This window comes from Dellaglioa sp. CoH-56-MRSF-10 (assembly GCF_056782175.1).
On sequence record NZ_JBXAYF010000003.1, the window covers coordinates 100,979 to 120,629 of the forward strand.

Sequence of the window (19,651 nt, forward strand, 5' to 3'; positions counted from 1 at the left end):
TACCCTATGTTACTTTTTTTGTCTATTTAATTGCTTTAACATCAAAAACAGGTCCCAAGTGAGTTGAACTTGAAACCTGCTTTACTGTAAGAATTAGGCTACTTATTTTTTGCTGTATCTTCTGCAATTAATTTTGCGCCTAAAGTCTTCAAATATTCTTTTAATTCATCTTTAACTTCTTTATGTTTCAAACCATACTCAATACTTGTTTTTAAGTAGCCAAATTTATAGCCAACATCGTATCGGGTTCCTTTAAATTCATGAGCGAAAACACGTTGCACCTTGTTCAATGCATCGATGGCATCCGTTAATTGAATTTCATTACCAGCACCTGGTTTTTGATGTTCTAAGATACCAAAAATTTCAGGTGTTAATAAGTAACGTCCAATAATAGCCAAGTCACTAGGTGCTTCTTCAGGTGTAGGTTTTTCAACAAAGTTTTTAACATTGAATAATCCAGGTTTAACTTCTAATTCAGGATTAATCACACCGTATTTTGAAACTTCTTCATGAGGGACTTTCATCACCGCTAAAGTTGAAGCATGTGTCTCATCAAAGCGATTCATGAGTTGACGCGTTAATGGTACTTTATCTTCCATTAAATCATCGCCTAACATGACAACAAAAGGTTCATCCCCAACAAAGTCTTTAGCCATTAAAACGGCATCGCCAAGACCTCGTGGATGAGATTGACGAACAAAATACAAATTAATATCCGTTGTTTCTTCAACTAATTTTAATAATTCGTCTTTATGCTTTGCAGCTAAATTCGCTTCCAGTTCTGGCACCGAATCAAAATGATCTTCAATTGGTCGCTTACCTTTACCCGTAACAATCAAAATATCTTCAATACCCGATTGACGCGCCTCTTCAACAATAAATTGAATCGTTGGTTTATCAACAATTGGGAGCATTTCTTTTGCCATCGCTTTAGTTGCTGGTAAGAAACGAGTCCCTAGTCCAGCAGCCGGAATAATGGCTTTTTTAACTTTTTGCATAGTCTAATCCCCTTTTATTCTGCTAATTCAGATTTACCTTCACGATTGATCAAAGCTTCAATCACTGATTTAATTTCTTTATTATTGTATAAAACGTCATAAATTGCATTTGTGATTGGCATATCAATTCCTTGTTGTTGTGCTAATTCATAAGCAGCCTTAGCAGTACCAACACCTTCGATAACCATACCCATATCAGCAACAACAGCATCTAATGATTTACCTTGACCTAATTGGTCTCCAGCACGCCAGTTACGTGAATGAACACTTGTAGCTGTAACGATTAAATCACCAACACCAGAAAGTCCCATAAAGGTTAATTGGTTAGCACCAAATGATGTCCCTAAACGAGCAATTTCAGCTAATCCACGTGTAATCAAAGCTGCTTTAGCGTTATCGCCATAGCCCATACCATGAAGCATACCAGCACCAACGGCGATAATATTCTTCATAGCTGCGCCCATTTCAACACCGATAACATCGTTATTTGTGTAGATTCTTAAGAATTTATTCATAAAGAGATCTTGAACAAAACTTGCAGCTTCAGGATCAGTACTTGCTGAAACAATTGTTGTTAAATCACGATTTGCAACTTCTTCAGCATGACTTGGGCCAGAGAAGACAACAACACTACCACGAATGTCAGCAGGAATTTCTTCTTCAATAACTTCTGAAATACGTTTGTGTGTGACTTGTTCTAGTCCTTTACTTGCATGAATAATAATTGGTTTGTTACCTGTTTCTTCTAAAATTGCTGCTACTTGTTTAGCAACAATACGGCTTGCTTTTGTTGGAACAACAAATAAAATAGCGTCAACTTGATCCAAAGCTTCTTTTAAATCTTCATATGCATGTAGGTCTTTAGAATAAGTGTAATCTTCCAAGTAATGCTTATTTGTATGGAACTCATTCATTTCTGCTACTTGTGCTGGAACATTTGACCAAAGTCTGATGTCATGACCATTTTCAGTTAGGATATCGGCAAGGATACTACCCCAAGAACCGGCGCCTAATACTGCTACTTTTTTTGTCATTATATAATCTCCTTCAAAATTTATTCATTCTAATCATACCAAATTTTACCTCTAATAGCATTAACTATGAGAAATTTTTATTTCAATTGTCCGTCTAAATACCATTGATTTTGCGGTTCCCAATATCTTCTCAATAATAACCAACTAATTGATCCAATAAAAATCACTAATGAGAGAAGTTGAGAAACACGAATTGTTGAAAATAACATTAAGCTATCTGTTCTCATTCCTTCGATAAAGAAACGACCAAATGAATACCAAGTTAGATATGCAAATAGTATTTCTCCACGTTTGAAAAGGTGTACTCGATGTCTCAAGGCAATTAATATTAAGAATCCAACAAAACTCCACAATGATTCGTATAGAAATGTTGGCTTATAGTAGGTGCCATTGATGTTCATTTGGTTAATAATAAATTCAGGTAAATGTAAATTTTGCAATGCCTCTAACGTCGTTTTTCCACCATGGGCTTCTTGGTTCATAAAATTACCCCAACGGCCGATTGATTGCGCAAGTAGCACAAGTGGTGCCGCTAGATCAAACATTAACCATGCTGACAAATGGCGACGCTGACAGAAAATAATCACTGTAATAATTGCGCCTATTAACCCACCATAGATAGCAATACCACCATCCCAAATTCGATAAACTTCACTGAGATGTTGAGCGTAATAAGACCACTCGAACACAACGTAATAGAGTCGCGCAGAAACAATTGAAATTGGCAACGCCCATAGAACCATATCATATATGGTATCTTCATTTATTCCTATTTTTTTGCCTTCAAGAATGGCTAAAATAACTGCTAGAATTACTGCACTCGCAATTATTACACCATACCAACGAACTTCAATAGGTCCTAATTTAACTGCGATGGGATTCAACGCACCTAATAAATAATTCAATTTACTCTCGTCCAATCCTTAATCTTTTTTTGAATTTGTTTGGATTAAGCCATTTAGATTAGCTTCAAATGCTTTAGTAGCATCATAACCCATTGTTTTTGCACGGAAGTTCATTGCTGCGACTTCAATGATAATGGCCAAATTACGTCCTGTTTTAACAGGTACAGAAATTTTTGGCACATTCACATTGAATATTTTAACAAATTCATCATTATTACCTAATCGATCAAATTGTTTATCAGGAGTCCAGTTTTCTAGATGAATAATTAGTGAAATATCAGTGTCATTACGGACAGCTCCTGCACCAAACAAGTTCATGATATCGATAATACCGATACCTCGAATTTCAAGTAAATGTTTTAAAATTGCAGGTGCCTCACCAACAAGTGTCTCCTCATCTTGTTGGAAAACATCAACACGATCATCTGCAATTAACCGATGTCCACGTCTAATTAATTCAAGCGCTGTTTCTGATTTACCAACACCAGAATCACCTGTAATCATGACCCCAAGACCATAAATATCAACTAAAACACCATGTATTGACTGGCGTTCAGCTAATTTAGCTTCCAAAAAGTTAACCATATTAGAAGATAGACGTGACGTTGTTAGTTTTGAAATTAGAACTGGAATATGTCTTTCTTTGACGATAGCTAATAATTCTAGCGGCACATCCAAATCATTTGAAACAACAAAACATGGTGTTTGTTCTGTTGCTAATTGATTCATCACATTCTGCCTATCTTCAGGAGTCAGTCCATTTGCATAAGCATGTTCTGTCATCCCAAATAATTGAATACGTTCTTTCGGATAAAAATTAAAATACCCGGTTAATTCTAGACCAGGACGTGAAATATCACTTGTTGTAATTTTTTTATCATCCAAGTATTCTTTCCCAATTAAAACAGTTAATCCCATTGCATCTACTAAATTTCTAACTGAAACTTCATTGGCCATCTTAATGCCCCCTATTGTCTATTTCTAATAAAGTAATTTGTTACGATTGTATTAGCAATACTCATCACAATTGAGATGATAAATGCCGCCCAAAAGCTCGAAAATTTAAATTCATTACCCACAAAAAATGACGTCATTTGTAACATAAATGCATTTATAATCAGATAGAAAAATCCTAAACTGAAAATAGTTACCGGCAGTGATAAAATCACTAAAAACGGTTTAACTAGCATATTTAGTACGGCCAGTACAAAACTGGCGATTAATGCAACCCAGATACTTTTAACAAATAAAGTCTCTGGAAAAAAACCAGATATTGCCAAAAACAGTATGGCATTAATTAATACGCGCTGCCAAAATCCCATGAATCTTCACCTCATCATTAATATTATTTATCGTCTGTAACTTCTACATCTTTAATAATTTTACGGCCACTCTTACTTGATGAGCTAGTCCGTTGTCCAGTACTAGATGTAAACTGCTCAAAAGAACTAGTAAATGAACGTTTTTTCCCTGGTAAGCTAATTGCTAACAAGATATAGACAAGTATAAATACGCCTTTTGTTGCGAAGATTAGCATTAAAAATAAAAATCTAACGAGTGTTGGATTCCAATTTATATATTCGGCAAGTCCAGCTGCGACACCCGCGATAATTTTATTAGTTGATTTTGTGAATTTTTTATTTGTTTTCATTTTGTAGTTCCTCCATTCAGAATAATCTATCATTATTGTACTTCTTATCGTACTCATTTTACAATTTTAACGAGCGTTATTTACTTAAATTTTAACGTTTAAATTAAAAATAACTAACAATCGCGAAATTGTTAGTTATTAAATGAGTAGTGCCTTATTCATTTTCTTTTTCTAACTCTGATTTACCAGGATTCAATTCAGTGATTCGGCCATTTTTTAAATAAACAACCCATTCACACACATTTGTAACATAATCGCCAATTCGTTCTAGATAAGTGGCAACCATCAAATAGTCAGCACTTCCCACAACTGTTTCGGGATTCGTTTTCATTTCATGGATACACTGGTCATATATTGTCGTGAAATATTCATCAACTTCAAGATCTAAATTAGCAACTTTACGAGCTTTTTCGGCATCTTTTCTAATATAAGCTGTGAGGACTTCTTCAACCATCTTACGTGCGTGGTCGCCCATAATTCCGATCTCATCTTCAATCTCCGTTACCCTAGGATTGCCTTTAACACGAATCGTTGATCTCGCAATACTTACAGCGTGATCTCCCATTCGTTCTAAATCAGAAATAGCTTTTAAAACAGTCACAATATCTCTTAAATCACTTGTAACAGGTTGATACAATGCAATCATTTCTAACGTTTGTTTTTCTAACTTCATTTCGCGTTCATTAATTTTGTAATCGCCAACGATAACTTCATGGGCCAACTCTTTATCATGATTAATGAAAGCACGGACAGATTTATGAATGGCTTCACTAACCATCATACCCATTTCGCTAAATCTAATGTGTAGCTTTTCTTGTTCTTCATCAAAAAGTAATCGCATTATTTTGTCTCCCTTTCTTAACCGAATCGACCACTAATGTAGTCATCCGTTTCTTTTTGTACAGGCTGCGTAAATAATTTTTTAGTTGGTGCAACTTCAATTAAATTACCTTCTAAAAAGAAGGCAGTTCGATCTGAAATTCGAGAAGCTTGTTGTAAATTGTGAGTCACTATTATAATAGTATATTTTTCACGCAATTCTAGCAACATATTTTCAATTTTACTACTTGAACCAGGATCCAGAGCACTTGTTGGTTCATCCAGTAAAATGACCTCAGGTTCAACCGCTAAGACTCGAGCGATACAGACACGTTGTTGCTGTCCGCCAGATAACGCAAGCGCATTTTTACCCAAATCATCCTTTACATCATCCCAGACAGCAGCCTGTTTCAAGCTTTTTTCAACAGCTTCATCAAGGATTGCTTTATCTTTAACGCCAGCTAATCGCAAACCATATACAACATTTTCGTAAATTGAAAATGGAAATGGATTAGGTTGTTGGAAAACCATCCCAACATTTTTGCGTAATCTTACGGTATCCATTTTAGGACCGTAAATATCTTCATTTTTTAATTTAACTGTACCTGTAATGGTTACACCTGGAATTAAATCATTCATGCGATTTAACGTTCTTAAATATGTTGATTTACCACAACCAGATGGACCGATTAAAGCGGTAATCCCTTTTTCATTGAAATCAAGATTAATTCCTTTGAGGGCTTCTTTCTTACCATAATACAAATGAACATCATTTGTTTCAATTATTTTAGTCATTTGGCCTTTCCCCCTTAACCGAAGTTTCCTGAAACATAATCATCCGTTAGTTTAATTGTTGGTCGCGTAAAAATAGTTGTTGTTTTATCATATTCTACCGCATTTCCTGAATGGAAAAATGCTGTGTAATCTGAAATACGTGAAGCCTGTTGCATATTGTGTGTCACAATGACAATCGTGTACTTTTCTTTCAGTTCTAAAAGTGATTCTTCAACAATTCGACTTGAAATTGGATCTAACGCACTAGCTGGTTCATCTAACAATAAGATGTCAGGTTCCATAGCAATCGCTCTAGCGATACATAAACGTTGTTGTTGTCCACCAGACAATGATAACGCACTCACATTCAAATCATCTTTAACTTGATCCCAAAGTGCAGCTTGTTTAAGTGATTTTTCAACGCGTTCTTCAAGTAACTGCTTATCTTTCATCCCATGACGTTTCAAAGCAAACGTTATATTTTCATAAATTGATTTTGAAAATGGATTAGGTCGTTGAAATACCATTCCAATATGTTTTCTCATTTCATAAATATCAACATTATCTTTATTTATATCTAAATCACGGTAAATAATTTGTCCTGTTACATCAGCAATCCCATCATTCATACGATTCAACGATCTAAGATAAGTTGATTTACCAGAACCAGATGCCCCAATTAAAGCTGTAATTTTAAACCGTTCAAATTGTAAACTAACATCTCGAATTGCTTCATTAGAACCATAATGAACATGTAAATCTTTGGTTTCTAAAGCTATCTCATGTTTATCTTCATTGAAGGTCATAATTCTAGATTTTTCAGTTTTATTTTCTACCATATTCTTTGACCCCCTAATGATCTATTTACTTGATGTAATTTTACGATAAAGTGCTTTACCACCGAATCGAGCTAAGAAATTAAATAAAAGCACTGCGATAATTAAGACGGCTGATGCGCCTGCAGAAACAGCTGATGCATCAGGCATAATACCTTCTGAATTAATTTTCCAGATATGAACAGCTAATGTTTCAGCTGGACGCATTGGATTTAACGGACTCGCAATATTAGCTGGATTCCAGTTTGTAAAATCTAGTGCTGGCGCACTTTGACCAGCAGTATAAATTAACGCAGCTGCTTCACCAAAGATACGGCCGGCACTCAATATAACACCCGTTAAAATACCAGGTACTGCATCTGGAACAATAACTCTCGTAACGGTTTCCCAACGCGATAATCCTAACGAAAAGCCAGCCTCACGTTGTGAATATGGGATAGAACGTAATGACTCTTCGATTGATCTTGTTAATAAAGGTAAATTGAAGAACGTTAAGGCTAATGCACCTGATAAAATTGAAAAACCGAAATTATATTGGACAACGAAAATCAAAAACCCAAAAAGCCCAACAACAACTGAAGGTAATGAACTTAAAATTTCAACAGACGTTCTAATAACCGTCGTCACCCAATTATTTTTAGCGTATTCTGATAACCAAATACCCGCTCCCAATGAAATAGGGAAAGAAATCAATAATGTTAATAATAATAGATAGAAGGAATTAAACAATTGGATTCCTACTCCACCACCACTTGAAAATGATTTTGCGGGTGATGTTAAGAAATGCCAGCTGATATGTGGCACACCTCTAACCAATATATAGCCAAGTAAGGCCGCTAAAACAAGAACGACGAATCCGGCAATACCATATAAAATACTTGTTGCGATTTTATCTACTTTTTTAGGATTCATTATTTAAGCGCCCCTCTCTTACCAATTACTCTAACAACCATGTTAAAGAATAATGACATTAATAATAGAATTAAAGCAAGTGACCATAGCGCATTATTTTCTAATGAGCCCATGACAGTATTTCCAATTCCCATCGTCAAAATACTTGTTAAAGTTGATGATGGTGTAATTAAACTTGATGGCATCAATGATGCATTACCAATAACCATTTGAACGGCTAAGGCTTCACCAAAAGCTCGTGCCATACCAAAAACAACCGCTGTCATGATACCTGGTGTTGCTGCTCTTAGAATAACTTTATAAATTGTTTGCCAACGTGTTGCACCTAAGGCCAGTGAGGCTTCCCGGTAATAACGTGGGACAGATTTTAAAGTATCAACAGTCATTGACGTAACGGTTGGTAGAATCATAACAAATAACACAAATGTCCCAGATAAAATACCAAACCCTGTTCCACCAAAAATACTTCGAACAAATGGGACCACAACTGAAAGACCAATAAATCCATAAACAACTGAAGGAATACCAACTAATAATTCAGTTACCGGTTGTAAAATTCGGCTACCCGTATTTGGTGAAATTTCAACCATGAAAATAGCTGTTCCAATAGCGAAAGGTGTTGCAATTAATGCTGATAAAAAAGTGACAAAGAATGATCCAGAAATCATTGGTAAAGCCCCAACTTCTGGCTTACCTGCTTTATCAAGCGTTCCAGGGTTCCAACTCTTTCCTAATAAAAAATCTTTAATTGATACTTTATCAGTAAAGAACGTTGCTAATCCTTTTGAAGCAACGAAATAAAAGATAGCAAGAACAATAGCGACGATTAGTCCAATACAGAAATAAGTAATTATTTTACCGCGCATCTCTAGTTTAGATGCTTTTGATTTTTTGAGTAAACTTTCACGAATCGGATCCATAACTACATCCCCTTCTTAATTGGTGTTATTTTACCTTCAACCGAACGACTCACTTGCATCTGTGTTGTTGGAATATAACCTAATTTACTAACAACCTGTTTTTGAATTTTATTTGACATCATATAAGTTAAAAATTGTTTTGTTAATCCCGTGGGTTCACCATTCGTATACATATGTTCGTATGACCAGATTTTCCATTTATTTGAGGCAACATTACTTTCAGTTGGTTTAACTTTATCAACAGAAAGTACATCGACCGTTTTATCAACGTATGAGAAAGCCATATAACTTATTGCACCAGGTGTCGATCCGACAATTTGTCGAACCATTCCCGTTGAATCTTGTTCCTGTGCATCTTTACTTTGCTTACCTTCTAATCCCCATTTTTCAAATGTTAATCGTGTTCCCGAACCAGATGCACGATTTAAAAGGACAATTGGTAAATCATTGCCACCTAGTTGCTTCCAATTTGTTAATTTACCAGTAAAAATATCTATAAGTTGTTTTTTTGAGACGTTTTTAACGCCCACACCATTATTCACAACTGGCGTAATTCCAACAACGGCAACTTGATGGTCTACAAGTTTACTTGCCTTAATGCCTGATTTTTCTTCAGCAAAAACATCTGAGTTACCAATGCTAACGGCTTTTTCTTGAACTTGACTCAATCCTGTTCCGGATCCGCCACCTTGAACATTAACAAAGACGCCAACATTTTCAGTCCCGTATTCTTCACCAGCTGCCTCAACTAAAGGTTGTAAAGCTGTAGATCCAACAATTGTAATCGATTTTCCTGAATTTGATTGTGTCTCACATCCCGTTAAAGTTAATAACATGATGGATAAAATTCCACCAATCATTACTAAAGATCCCTTTTTCATAGTAACTTCCTCCATAAATATCGATATTTAACTTATACATTAAGTTTATATTTTTAATGTAAAGGTCCTGTGGGGGTATTGTAAAGATTGTGTAAAGGTTACAACAAAAAAAGCCATAACATGACGTTATGACTTCAATCGTTATTTTAATTCTGGAGCATCAGTTTTGAATAAACTTTCGGTAGATACCCCACCGTGTTGTTCAATTAAACTGGTTTTTTCTTTCTCTTGTGCTTTTTTCAAAGTTTCAAGAGCGTCACTTTTCTTGTAATTATAGTCAGATTTATTTACTTTAGTGAAATTACTTGGTGCGTAGAATCTTAATAGATCACCCGTAATAACTTCATCTGATAATGATAATGACGTTGTAACATGTTTTAATTCTTTGTTATAAACTTTTTGTTGTGCTGCCGTTAGTTTTTCGATTTCTTTACCAGTCTTAGTGTTATACGTGGTATTTCCAACTTTTGTAAAGGTTGGTGAAACGAAATCACCATTTCTAAAGGCAACCGTTTGGTTACGATTTTTCGATAATAAATCATTACCAAATTGAACCGTATCGGTATTCTTAACGCCTAATAGATCAAGTAAAGTTGGTAGCACATCAATTTCACCACCATAAGTATGATTAATACCGCCCTTAAGGCCATTCATATGAATCATAAATGGTACCTTTTGGAACATCGTTAAATCATAACTTGTTACTTTGTCTTTACCTAAAAGCTGTGCAATAGCTTTCGGATGATTATTAGAGATACCATAGTGATCACCATACATCACAATCATACTGTCCTTATACAAGCCACTCTTCTTCAAGTAACTAACGAATTCTCCGAATGATTGATCAAGATATTTAGATGTTTGAACATAACCATCAACCGTACTATCGTCTGTATCCGTCTTTTTGATTGACGTATTCGCACTATCTAAATCATATGGATAATGGTTAGTTAGTGTGATGAGTTTAGCATAAAAAGGTTGGGGTAATTGTTCAATATACTTAACCGATTGCTTCAAGAAAATCTTATCTTTCATCCCATAACCAACTTTATAGTTAGCTTTGACATCATAATAAGGTTCACTGAAGAAATACTGGTAACCAAATGATTTATAAGTATTATTACGATTCCAGAAACTACCCACGTCACCATGGAAAGCTGCTGTAGAGTAGCCTTTTTGATCAAGAATAGCGGGTGCTGCTTGGAATGTATTTTGTGTGCCATAAGTCGTCATCGCTGAACCAGATGGTAACCCATAAAGGGATGCTTCCAACATCATTTCAGCATCAGACGTTTTACCTTGTCCAACTTGATTAAAGAAATTATCAAATGATAATGTATTTTGATCATGATAATATTTATTAATGTTAGGCGTAACTTGTTGCCCATCCCATTTATAATCGATCATGAACTGTTGGAAACTTTCTAGATGAATCACAAAAACATTTTTACCCTTCGCTTTTCCATAATACTTTATATTTGAATTAGAACGATTTTTATCCAAATACTTTAGAACTTTATCCATATCTTTAGCAGTGGCATTTTTACGTGTCGCACTTTCTTTTTGCGTTTGATAAACATTATATCCCGCATAGAAATTCAAGCCTAAATATTTAACAATATAGTTATTATCAAAAGTTCTTGTCAATAATTGAGAACGATCCTTTTCAGCTAAACCTAAGTTCCCTAAAGCTAAAAGTACAGATGCAATAGTCAGGATAAAAGCATAACGCTTTTTAATTGGGTTATAGTCAATTTTGACTAATTTAAAGACAAGAATCAAAATTAAAATAATAATATCGATATAAACAAAGAAATCAGTTGGTCGTAAAATACCGGCAATTCCCTTGTCTAGATTATTAGCTACTGAACCTGAATTTTTGATAATTCCTAGTGAAAGAAAATCTGAAAACTCACGATAATAAACCATATTTGCAAAAAGCCATGATGTTTGAATAAAATCAACAATCAGCAAAATCCAATATGATTTTTTACCCTTAAAGTAGATTGCAATTCCAAATAATAATAACGCTGTTGGTATTGGATTAATATAAAGTAAAAATTGTTGCATGCTACCTGTTGCACCTAATGTAAATTTGGTTTCATAAGCAACAACTGTTTTGGCCCAAAATAAAACGAGCGTCAAGAGGAGGAATCCCCATCTTGAGCTCAATTTATCCTGAACATATTTTAAAGTTGACCGCATCTTAGTGCCTCCATTTTTTAAGATCAGTTTTCGAGAACACGAAAATGTCTTTCAATCTATGTTTCAGTTATTGATTAACTAAATAGTAAGTCGTAAACTTCCATTGCAATTAAATCAATATCATCGAAAGGAAATTTAGTATGGTTACTTAAATCTTCTAACGTATATGCTTTCATATCTGGATCATATTCAACGATTCCCTTTTCAACACCTTCACGTTCGAAGTGTCTTGTTTGGATTTCGCCGTTATCTTCTTTTTGCATAGCCTCTAAGCGACTAATGATTGCTACTAACTGAGAATTTTTCATAGTTGTTCCCCTTTCAATATCATAGTTAATAATACCAAATTTTCTATACATTTACACCTGATTAAGCAGATTATAATCGTTTCTTAACTTGTTTTTATGCTAAACTGTTAGTTATTAGACTTGGAGGCATAAAAATGAGCTTATTTAGAAAAGATTTGAACGATCAAGTATTTAAAATAGAGGTCTCAGATATTCGTCAATTTGATGATGAAGTGAGCCAAATTCCTGATATGATTAAATTAACAATGGGTGAACCAGATTTTAATACACCCGATCATGTTAAAGCAGCTGCCATCGAAGCCATTCATGAAAATTACTCACATTATATGGGTATGGCTGGTGATATTGAGTTACGTGAAGCTGCCAGTGAATTTTTTAATGAAAAATATGACGTTACTTATGATGCACAATCTGAAATTCTAGTTACAGTTGGTGCAACTGAAGCCATCGCAACTGCCTTACAGACTATCTTCAACCCCGGCGATGCCGTTCTTGTCCCAACGCCACTCTACCCTGGCTATATGCCACTGATTACTTTAAATCGGGTTAAACCAATTTTTATCAACACACGTGATAATAACTTTAGATTAACACCTGAGATGATTAATCAAGCTGTTAAAGATAATCCAAATGAAAATATTAAAGGTATTATCCTAATTAATCCAAGTAATCCAACTGGTATTTCTTGGACCGAAGATGAAGTTATTGCGATAACTGATGAAATTAGAAAGCAAAAATTATGGGCAATTAGTGATGAAATTTATAGTGAATTAACTTATGATCATGAACATGTCTCAATTGCAAAATATATCCGTGACCAAACTGTCCTAATTAATGGTTTATCAAAATCGCATGCCATGACTGGCTGGCGCATTGGATTCTTGCTTGCTCCCAAAGCGATGACTGATGAATTAAAAAAAGTTCATCAATACTTAGTAACCTCTGCAACAAGTGTTTCTCAACGTGCTGGAATTGCTGCCTTACGTGACGGTAAAGACGATGGTCGCATAATGAATGTTGAATATAAAAAACGCCGTGATTTCGTTATGGCTGAAATGAAAAAAATGCATTTTGAAATGGCACAACCTAGTGGCGCTTTTTATATTTTCGCAAAAATTCCTGCAGGATATAACCAAGATTCTATGGCATTCTGTAAAGAACTAGCTTTTAATAATAAACTTGCCTTAATTCCAGGAACTGCTTTTGGTGATTCTGGTCAAGGTTACGTTCGCTTAAGTTACGCTTCTAGTATGGAGAATTTAGTGCTTGGGATGGAACGTTTGAATGACTACATGACACAAAATAAATAAAAATACGGCGTTATTTCTTTATACTTACTTTTTGTAAGCATATATTTAGGCTAATTATATTTCCTCTGATATTATATTCAAATAAATAAAGGAGGAATTCAAATGGTACAAGCAATTACAGATGAAAATTTCAAAACAGTTACAGATTCAGGTATAACATTGACGGATTTTTGGGCAACATGGTGTGGCCCTTGCAAAATGCAATCACCAGCAATTGAGGAATTAGAACAAGAAATAGGTGACAAGGTTAAATTTGCTAAAATGGATGTTGACCAAAATCCTAAAACAGCTGACGATTTTGGTATCATGGGAATTCCCACATTAATGATTAAAAAAGATGGCGAAGTTGTTGATACACTCGTCGGTTATCATTCAAAAGAGCAAGTTAAAGACGCTTTATCACAATATATTTAACGATTTTGAAAAGCTAACTAATAAAAGCATTGTCATTTGACAGTGCTTTTTTGTCGTTATTTTGAATAGTAATAAACTGATTAGCGATTTTAGTATTGCTTAAAGAAACACGTTCTTCTCCTTATAAAACACAAAAAAAACCATTGCCAATAATAGAAAATCTATCATCAGCAATGGTTACTATCATATTTCATTTATTTAATCTTCAATTCCAACTTCTTCTACCTTATCTGGTTTAACAACTAAAGCAAACATTCCCGCAAATAGTCCAACATAGTAAGTTAAAATACGCCATAACAACATGGCTAAAATCAATTTACTGTGACTGGTCATGAAACTAGAAAAGACAATCGCGAAGCTATATTCTGCACCACCAGTTCCCCCCGGAATTGGGAAAAGTGAAATTACCATGACAATAAGCACATGAAGTGCTGTAATCATAATCACATTCACTGATGTGTATCCCAATGACAACATAATAAAGTATGGAATTAAATAGTAAAACGCGAGTTGGAAGAATGTTAATACAAAAACGTGAAAAATCATTTTCTTTTCATTCTTCATACGTAAACTCTCTTTATGGAAGTTTTCAATTTTTGAATAAATACTTGTATTCCAGCGATCAAAACGATCCCCTTTAACGAATAACTTAACAACTAGCATACAAACATACACTAATTTTTTAGTGAATCCATACCAATACATGATCATTAACAAAGCAGTAATCACAGCTAAATGAATCACAAATCCAAAAATCACGAATACCATTAGATAATTAACTTTATCTTGAATGTATTGAAACCCAATTAGTAAACAAACAATAAAATTAATAACAATCATTGCCTGGTAAACGACAAATTTCATTAATAAAATGGAACTTGCACGACCAGCGTCCACACCTGACTGAGCCATCGCAAACAATTGTGCAGGTTGTCCACCTGTTGAAAAAGGTGTGATTCCATTAAATAATTGTTCAATCAGTGGAATACGAATTGCATTCTTAAATGTAAATTTTTTATGTTGCCCTATCATGAACCGTTGAACAACAAATGCTTCAATGACAAAGTACATACAGATACAAAATACTGCTACTAATAACCACCATATATTAATATTAACTAAAGCTTTAACGAGCGACTGAATTGATACATTTTTTAAAGAATAAGCGAATATCCCCATCCCAATTATAACCATTAACGTCAATAAACCTATGTTTTTTCGAGTCATCTTTTAGCCCTCTTTGCTCTGGTCCAAGTAAAATTGATGCCAAATTTCAGCCAATCTATCCTCAGAATAGTATGCTGATGCCTGATCTGCTTTGTCATGCAAAACTGATAACGCATTGGGATCTTCTTTTAATTTTCTCAATTTAATTTGCATACCATTAACATCTGTCGCGGCATCATAATAGCCCTCAATAACCGCTTTATAAAGATCTAAATCGCGCAATAATACAGGTGTCCCACAACTAAATGCTTCTAATACTGACATTGGAAACAATTCATTGAAAGATGGCAGTAAGAAAAGGTTAGCAATATTGTAATAATTTACTAGAGCTTCTCGATCAATAATCCCAGTAAACGTTAAATTACTAGGCGGATTATCAACTACTTTTTTTAATTCAGCATAACCGTCAGTTAACTTACCAAATGAAAAGCCACCGGCCCAAATAAATTGGATATCAGGATTTTGCTTAGCTAACTTAATAAAATCGGGCACACCTTTTCTTTCTTGAACTTGACCATCACCAAAAACAACAAATTTATCGGCTGGAATACCTAACGCATCTCTAAAAGCTTGTTTTTCTTCCACGGTTTTTTCATAAAAAACTTTTTTTGAAACAAAATTAGGAATATACGTGACGCGTTCTTTTGGAATCTTAAACGCTTCAAGTTTTGGAATAAAACTTGGATTAACCACGACAATATGATCCATTCGTTTATAAAAAGCAATTACATACCAATAAAAAATGGCTTTAAAAGGTTGTGGAATTTTAACACTTCCCTCAAGTGTTTCTGGTAAAAAATGGACATAGCCAATTTTTTTACCTCTACCTGGCATAAAAGTCGAAAGGTAATAAGGAAAATTGATGGTATGGTAATGACTAATATCTGAGCGACTATATTTATTCACACTAATTTTGAATTCAGTTGGAAAGCGTTCTTTGAGCAACTTCATCATTTCGGTATATGCGCTACCGACCCCTTGTCCTTTAACCGAATTGGCCGCAGAAAACATGTTAATTAATAGCATGGTTGAAACTCCTTTGAAAATAAATTCGTTTATAGATGACTGATTTCGTCATCCTCTTCTTCTATTTCAACATAATGAATTTGAGCATCTTGGTAAAATTCAGCAACTTTTGATCCAAATGTTGCCGCTGAAATTTCTTTTAACTTTTCTAATCTTGGCTCTGGATCAACTTCTTCATGACATCTATTTAAGTAATCAATAATATCAGTCACCATTTCAGTTTCAGATGAAAAAGTTTTACCAACTTCTGGTTTTTCCATTAACTCGTCAGTATATTTACCCGTTTTAGCAATAACCGGTGTTCCAGCAGCTAAAGCTTCGATAAACGTCAATCCTTGAGATTCTGTTACTGATGCAGACACAAATAAATCTGCTAACTGATAAAAATGGAATACCTCATCATTATCAACTTCACCAATAAATCTGACGTTGTCCTTTAAATTTAAACTTTCTGTTTGCTCTTCAAGGGTTTCACGTGCCGGACCATCCCCTACAATCAAGAGTAAAACATTCGGTACTTTTTTAATTATCGCTGGCATACCATCAATAATTTCTTGTGTATTCTTTTCAAATGCCAATCGACTTAACGCAAGCATGACTGGTTGATCTTCAGAAATGTCTAATTTAGAACGATAATCTTCTGTTTCAATTTGTTCAAATTGAGAAATGTCTACCCCTGTAGGGATAACTCGTATTTCTGATTTCACACCATACTTCTGTAGCAACGTCTGAACGCGTGTACTTGGTGCGATAATCCCGCTCATATGGAATGCAAATGTTTTTGTCATTTGCTTAACATGGTATGGTTTCAATAACTTACCATTGGCAATGTAATGTAAATAATCTTCATACATTGTATGATAGGTATGTAAACAAGGAACTTTTAAATTTCTTGCAACAAATTTACCAATCCAGCCCATAGAAAATTCAGTCTGTGTATGAATAACGTCTAAATTTAGTTCTTTTGCCACTTGGTAAGCTTGAAATAAGCCTCTAACAGCAATTCTTCTATCTGTAAAAGAAACAAATGGAATACTAGAGAATCTAAAAATATTACGTTCATATACTGTCTTATCAACATGTGGGTCAGTCGTCGTAAAGATATAGACGGTATGTCCCTCTTTTTCGAGCTCGTTTCTTAGTGTTTTTATTGAAGTCGCCACACCGCTCACTTGTGGAAAATATGTATCTGTAAAAATTCCAATATTCACGATAAGGTCCCCTTGTCTATTCTAATATAATAGTTTTAATTATATTGGTTTCTCACCCGTTATGCAATAAAAGTAGACTATTCTCATCTATTCCCAATTAAACACAAAAAAACTGATAATCGAAATTACCAGTTTTTTTGTGTTTAATTTATTTCATGTAAGATTCAACTAATGCAATAACTTCTTCATTAGTTTCACAGTCAGAAACAGCTTTATCAGCTAATTCCTTCATTTTTGTTGTATCTAATTTTTTCATTAAACTACGTGTTTTAAGAATTGACGAAGCACTCATTGAGAATTCATCAAGTCCCATTCCAGCTAAAATAGGTACGGCAATTTGATCGCCGGCCATTTCGCCACACATACCTGCCCACTTACCTTCTTTATGAGCCGAATCAATTACCATTTTAATCAAACGTAAAATTGATGGGTTATAAGGTTGGTAAAGGTATGACACTTGTTCATTACCTCGATCAGCAGCCATTGAATATTGAATTAAATCATTTGTACCAATACTAAAGAAATCAGCATACTTAGCCAAATGATCACCGTTCATAACAGCAGCAGGAATTTCCATCATCATACCGACTTCAAGTTTATCTGCTACTGGTACACCAGCGTCAATTAACTTAGTACGTTCTTCAGTATAGATAGCTTTTGCTGATTTAAATTCATCAACAGTTGCAATCATAGGGAACATAATTGCTAATTGTCCATAATGAGAAGCTCTAAGTAGAGCACGAAGTTGTGTTCTGAAAATATCTTGACGATCCAAACTAATACGGATTGCGCGATATCCTAAGAACGGATTCATTTCCTCTGGTAATGGCAAGTAAGGTAATTCCTTATCGCCTCCAATATCCATTGTTCTTACAACTACTTGTTTACCATTCATACCTTCAACTGCAGCTTTATAAGCTTTAAATTGATCATCTTCTGAAGGTAATTCACTAGCATCCATGTATAAGAATTCTGAACGGAATAAACCAACTGCTTCAGCACCATTATCTACTGCACCCTCAACATCCTTAGGTGTACCGATATTAGCAGCTAAATCAAAATGTACGCCATCAGCAGTAACTGTTTTAGCGTCTTTTAGTTCTTCCCATTCAGCTTTTTGATCAGAAAAAGCTTTTGCTTTTGCTTCATATGTTGAAATTTCTTCAGCAGTAGGATTGATAATTCCGTCACCATTGATACCATCAACAATAACCATATCACCTTCTGAGATTGCAGTCGTTGGATCACCAGCGCCTACAACAGCAGGAATTTCAAGCGTACGAGACATAATAGCAGAATGAGAAGTACGTCCACCAACATCAGTAATAAATCCTTTAACAAATTTACGATTTAATTGGGCTGTATCCGATGGTGTTAAATCATGTGCAACGACCACAACTTCTTGATCGATAAGAGCAGGATTAGGAATTGTAACTCCTAATAAATGACTCATTACACGTTTCGTAACATCACGAATATCGCCTGCACGTTCTTGCATATAAGCATTATCAGTCATATCTTCAAACATTGAAATGAACATATCTGTGACATCCTTCAATGCTGCTTCAGCGTTGACCTTATCATTTTTGATTTTATCGCCAATGTTGCCCATAAGTTCAGGATCTGAAAGGATTGTCAAATGAGCTTCAAAAACCTCGGCTTCTTCTGCGCCGAGGTTTTCTGCAGCTTTTTGTTTGATTAGTTTCAAATCTTCACTTGATGCTGCAACAGCAGCATCAAGGCGTTTGATTTCTGACTCTGGATCTTCAATGCTTACTTGCGAGAATGACAAATCGGGTTGAACTAACATATATGCTTTAGCAATGGCAATACCATCACTAGCAGCAATCCCTTTTAGCATTTTCGACATTATTCAGCAAGTCCTTCTTTCGTCATTGTTTCTGTAATAGCTGCGATTGCATCTGTTTCGTCAGCGCCATCAGCAGTGATTGTTACATCAGCATTTTGACCAACGCCTAATGACATAACGCCCATGATTGATTTCAAGTTTACTGATTTTTCTCCGTAAACCAAAGCAACGTCAGCAGTAAATTTGCTTGCTGCTTGTACCAATAATGTAGCTGGACGCGCGTGGATACCTGTTTCTGCGATTACGTGAAAGTCTTTCTTTTCCATAATTAATTATCTCCTTGATGTTCTATATTTTTTTATTTTAGAAAAATGCATAACCCACTAACAAAAGCAAAGAACACGTTTTCA

21 protein-coding genes are annotated in these 19,651 nt (G+C 34.8%); 2 read left to right on the top strand and 19 right to left on the bottom strand.

Annotated features, from left to right (window positions below):
• Positions 1 to 98: 98 nt before the first annotated feature.
• From galU to AC1RP4_RS04245, 14 genes are all read right to left on the bottom strand, one after another.
• Positions 99 to 998, bottom strand: a complete 900-nt coding sequence (gene galU / locus AC1RP4_RS04180; protein WP_409022179.1) for a UTP--glucose-1-phosphate uridylyltransferase GalU — start codon at positions 996 to 998, stop codon at positions 99 to 101.
• A gap of 14 nt (positions 999 to 1,012) precedes the next feature.
• Entirely contained in the window at positions 1,013 to 2,032 is a 1,020-nt protein-coding gene (locus tag AC1RP4_RS04185) for an NAD(P)H-dependent glycerol-3-phosphate dehydrogenase (protein WP_481761488.1), read from the bottom strand.
• A 77-nt stretch (positions 2,033 to 2,109) separates the two neighbouring features.
• Positions 2,110 to 2,937: a prolipoprotein diacylglyceryl transferase gene (gene lgt, locus AC1RP4_RS04190; RefSeq protein WP_481761489.1), complete on the bottom strand. Its 828-nt coding sequence runs from the start codon at positions 2,935 to 2,937 to the stop codon at positions 2,110 to 2,112.
• Positions 2,938 to 2,955: 18 nt separating this feature from the next.
• Positions 2,956 to 3,894 carry an HPr(Ser) kinase/phosphatase gene (gene hprK, locus AC1RP4_RS04195; RefSeq protein ID WP_481761490.1) on the bottom strand — a complete coding sequence of 313 codons (939 nt, stop codon included), beginning with the start codon at positions 3,892 to 3,894 and terminating at the stop codon, positions 2,956 to 2,958.
• 11 nt (positions 3,895 to 3,905) lie between these two features.
• Positions 3,906 to 4,259 (bottom strand): phage holin family protein, encoded by a 354-nt coding sequence (locus AC1RP4_RS04200; protein ID WP_481761491.1) that lies wholly within the window; start codon positions 4,257 to 4,259, stop codon positions 3,906 to 3,908.
• Between the two features lie 23 nt (positions 4,260 to 4,282).
• Entirely contained in the window at positions 4,283 to 4,588 is a 306-nt protein-coding gene (locus AC1RP4_RS04205) for a PspC domain-containing protein (protein ID WP_409022174.1), read from the bottom strand.
• A 154-nt stretch (positions 4,589 to 4,742) separates the two neighbouring features.
• Complete coding sequence (gene phoU / locus AC1RP4_RS04210) at positions 4,743 to 5,429, bottom strand: phosphate signaling complex protein PhoU (RefSeq protein ID WP_481761492.1); 687 nt, start codon at positions 5,427 to 5,429, stop codon at positions 4,743 to 4,745.
• Positions 5,430 to 5,446: 17 nt separating this feature from the next.
• Positions 5,447 to 6,202 (bottom strand): phosphate ABC transporter ATP-binding protein PstB, encoded by a 756-nt coding sequence (gene pstB, locus AC1RP4_RS04215; protein ID WP_409022172.1) that lies wholly within the window; start codon positions 6,200 to 6,202, stop codon positions 5,447 to 5,449.
• Between the two features lie 14 nt (positions 6,203 to 6,216).
• Positions 6,217 to 7,020, bottom strand: coding sequence for a phosphate ABC transporter ATP-binding protein PstB (gene pstB / locus AC1RP4_RS04220; protein WP_481761493.1), 804 nt, complete (start codon positions 7,018 to 7,020; stop codon positions 6,217 to 6,219).
• Positions 7,021 to 7,041: 21 nt separating this feature from the next.
• Positions 7,042 to 7,929 (bottom strand): phosphate ABC transporter permease PstA, encoded by an 888-nt coding sequence (gene pstA / locus AC1RP4_RS04225; RefSeq protein WP_481761494.1) that lies wholly within the window; start codon positions 7,927 to 7,929, stop codon positions 7,042 to 7,044.
• Entirely contained in the window at positions 7,929 to 8,849 is a 921-nt protein-coding gene (gene pstC, locus AC1RP4_RS04230; RefSeq protein ID WP_409022169.1) for a phosphate ABC transporter permease subunit PstC, read from the bottom strand. Before pstC ends, pstA begins: the two co-directional genes overlap by 1 nt.
• Positions 8,850 to 8,851: 2 nt before the next feature.
• Complete coding sequence (locus AC1RP4_RS04235) at positions 8,852 to 9,730, bottom strand: phosphate ABC transporter substrate-binding protein PstS family protein (RefSeq protein WP_481761495.1); 879 nt, start codon at positions 9,728 to 9,730, stop codon at positions 8,852 to 8,854.
• A gap of 141 nt (positions 9,731 to 9,871) precedes the next feature.
• Positions 9,872 to 11,935 carry an LTA synthase family protein gene (locus AC1RP4_RS04240; protein ID WP_481761496.1) on the bottom strand — a complete coding sequence of 688 codons (2,064 nt, stop codon included), beginning with the start codon at positions 11,933 to 11,935 and terminating at the stop codon, positions 9,872 to 9,874.
• Positions 11,936 to 12,009: 74 nt separating this feature from the next.
• Positions 12,010 to 12,243, bottom strand: a complete 234-nt coding sequence (locus AC1RP4_RS04245) for a YkuJ family protein (protein WP_409022166.1) — start codon at positions 12,241 to 12,243, stop codon at positions 12,010 to 12,012.
• A 134-nt stretch (positions 12,244 to 12,377) separates the two neighbouring features.
• On the opposite strand from AC1RP4_RS04245, the gene AC1RP4_RS04250 reads away from it, so the two are divergent.
• Together AC1RP4_RS04250 and trxA are read left to right on the top strand one after the other, a co-directional pair.
• The gene (locus AC1RP4_RS04250) at positions 12,378 to 13,553 is read left to right on the top strand and encodes a pyridoxal phosphate-dependent aminotransferase (RefSeq protein WP_481761497.1); all 1,176 of its coding nucleotides are present in this window, start codon (positions 12,378 to 12,380) and stop codon (positions 13,551 to 13,553) included.
• Between the two features lie 102 nt (positions 13,554 to 13,655).
• Positions 13,656 to 13,967: a thioredoxin gene (trxA, locus tag AC1RP4_RS04255; RefSeq protein WP_481761498.1), complete on the top strand. Its 312-nt coding sequence runs from the start codon at positions 13,656 to 13,658 to the stop codon at positions 13,965 to 13,967.
• A gap of 198 nt (positions 13,968 to 14,165) precedes the next feature.
• Here trxA and AC1RP4_RS04260 read toward each other — a convergent pair whose 3' ends face one another.
• The 5 genes from AC1RP4_RS04260 to AC1RP4_RS04280 all read right to left on the bottom strand — a co-directional run bounded on the left by AC1RP4_RS04260 (position 14,166) and on the right by AC1RP4_RS04280 (position 19,567).
• Positions 14,166 to 15,194, bottom strand: coding sequence for a lysylphosphatidylglycerol synthase transmembrane domain-containing protein (locus tag AC1RP4_RS04260; protein WP_481761499.1), 1,029 nt, complete (start codon positions 15,192 to 15,194; stop codon positions 14,166 to 14,168).
• A gap of 3 nt (positions 15,195 to 15,197) precedes the next feature.
• Complete coding sequence (locus tag AC1RP4_RS04265; RefSeq protein WP_481761500.1) at positions 15,198 to 16,220, bottom strand: glycosyltransferase family 4 protein; 1,023 nt, start codon at positions 16,218 to 16,220, stop codon at positions 15,198 to 15,200.
• A 29-nt stretch (positions 16,221 to 16,249) separates the two neighbouring features.
• Positions 16,250 to 17,431 (bottom strand): glycosyltransferase family 4 protein, encoded by a 1,182-nt coding sequence (locus AC1RP4_RS04270; protein WP_481761501.1) that lies wholly within the window; start codon positions 17,429 to 17,431, stop codon positions 16,250 to 16,252.
• A gap of 148 nt (positions 17,432 to 17,579) precedes the next feature.
• Positions 17,580 to 19,301 carry a phosphoenolpyruvate--protein phosphotransferase gene (gene ptsP / locus AC1RP4_RS04275; protein WP_481761502.1) on the bottom strand — a complete coding sequence of 574 codons (1,722 nt, stop codon included), beginning with the start codon at positions 19,299 to 19,301 and terminating at the stop codon, positions 17,580 to 17,582.
• Complete coding sequence (locus AC1RP4_RS04280) at positions 19,301 to 19,567, bottom strand: phosphocarrier protein HPr (RefSeq protein ID WP_409022159.1); 267 nt, start codon at positions 19,565 to 19,567, stop codon at positions 19,301 to 19,303. Before AC1RP4_RS04280 ends, ptsP begins: the two co-directional genes overlap by 1 nt.
• Positions 19,568 to 19,651: the final 84 nt, after the last annotated feature.

Excerpts from the sequence above, each read along its gene's own strand:
- galU (WP_409022179.1), bottom strand. The coding sequence starts at position 998 with ATGCAAAAAGTTAAAAAAGCCATTATTCCGGCTGCTGGACTAGGGACT.
- AC1RP4_RS04185 (WP_481761488.1), bottom strand. The coding sequence starts at position 2,032 with ATGACAAAAAAAGTAGCAGTATTAGGCGCCGGTTCTTGGGGTAGTATC.
- hprK (WP_481761490.1), bottom strand. The coding sequence starts at position 3,894 with ATGGCCAATGAAGTTTCAGTTAGAAATTTAGTAGATGCAATGGGATTA.
- AC1RP4_RS04200 (WP_481761491.1), bottom strand. The coding sequence starts at position 4,259 with ATGGGATTTTGGCAGCGCGTATTAATTAATGCCATACTGTTTTTGGCA.
- AC1RP4_RS04205 (WP_409022174.1), bottom strand. The coding sequence starts at position 4,588 with ATGAAAACAAATAAAAAATTCACAAAATCAACTAATAAAATTATCGCG.
- phoU (WP_481761492.1), bottom strand. The coding sequence starts at position 5,429 with ATGCGATTACTTTTTGATGAAGAACAAGAAAAGCTACACATTAGATTT.
- pstB (WP_409022172.1), bottom strand. The coding sequence starts at position 6,202 with ATGACTAAAATAATTGAAACAAATGATGTTCATTTGTATTATGGTAAG.
- pstB (WP_481761493.1), bottom strand. The coding sequence starts at position 7,020 with ATGGTAGAAAATAAAACTGAAAAATCTAGAATTATGACCTTCAATGAA.
- pstA (WP_481761494.1), bottom strand. The coding sequence starts at position 7,929 with ATGAATCCTAAAAAAGTAGATAAAATCGCAACAAGTATTTTATATGGT.
- pstC (WP_409022169.1), bottom strand. The coding sequence starts at position 8,849 with ATGGATCCGATTCGTGAAAGTTTACTCAAAAAATCAAAAGCATCTAAA.
- AC1RP4_RS04235 (WP_481761495.1), bottom strand. The coding sequence starts at position 9,730 with ATGAAAAAGGGATCTTTAGTAATGATTGGTGGAATTTTATCCATCATG.
- AC1RP4_RS04240 (WP_481761496.1), bottom strand. The coding sequence starts at position 11,935 with ATGCGGTCAACTTTAAAATATGTTCAGGATAAATTGAGCTCAAGATGG.
- AC1RP4_RS04245 (WP_409022166.1), bottom strand. The coding sequence starts at position 12,243 with ATGAAAAATTCTCAGTTAGTAGCAATCATTAGTCGCTTAGAGGCTATG.
- AC1RP4_RS04250 (WP_481761497.1), top strand. The coding sequence starts at position 12,378 with ATGAGCTTATTTAGAAAAGATTTGAACGATCAAGTATTTAAAATAGAG.
- trxA (WP_481761498.1), top strand. The coding sequence starts at position 13,656 with ATGGTACAAGCAATTACAGATGAAAATTTCAAAACAGTTACAGATTCA.
- AC1RP4_RS04260 (WP_481761499.1), bottom strand. The coding sequence starts at position 15,194 with ATGACTCGAAAAAACATAGGTTTATTGACGTTAATGGTTATAATTGGG.
- AC1RP4_RS04265 (WP_481761500.1), bottom strand. The coding sequence starts at position 16,220 with ATGCTATTAATTAACATGTTTTCTGCGGCCAATTCGGTTAAAGGACAA.
- ptsP (WP_481761502.1), bottom strand. The coding sequence starts at position 19,301 with ATGTCGAAAATGCTAAAAGGGATTGCTGCTAGTGATGGTATTGCCATT.
- AC1RP4_RS04280 (WP_409022159.1), bottom strand. The coding sequence starts at position 19,567 with ATGGAAAAGAAAGACTTTCACGTAATCGCAGAAACAGGTATCCACGCG.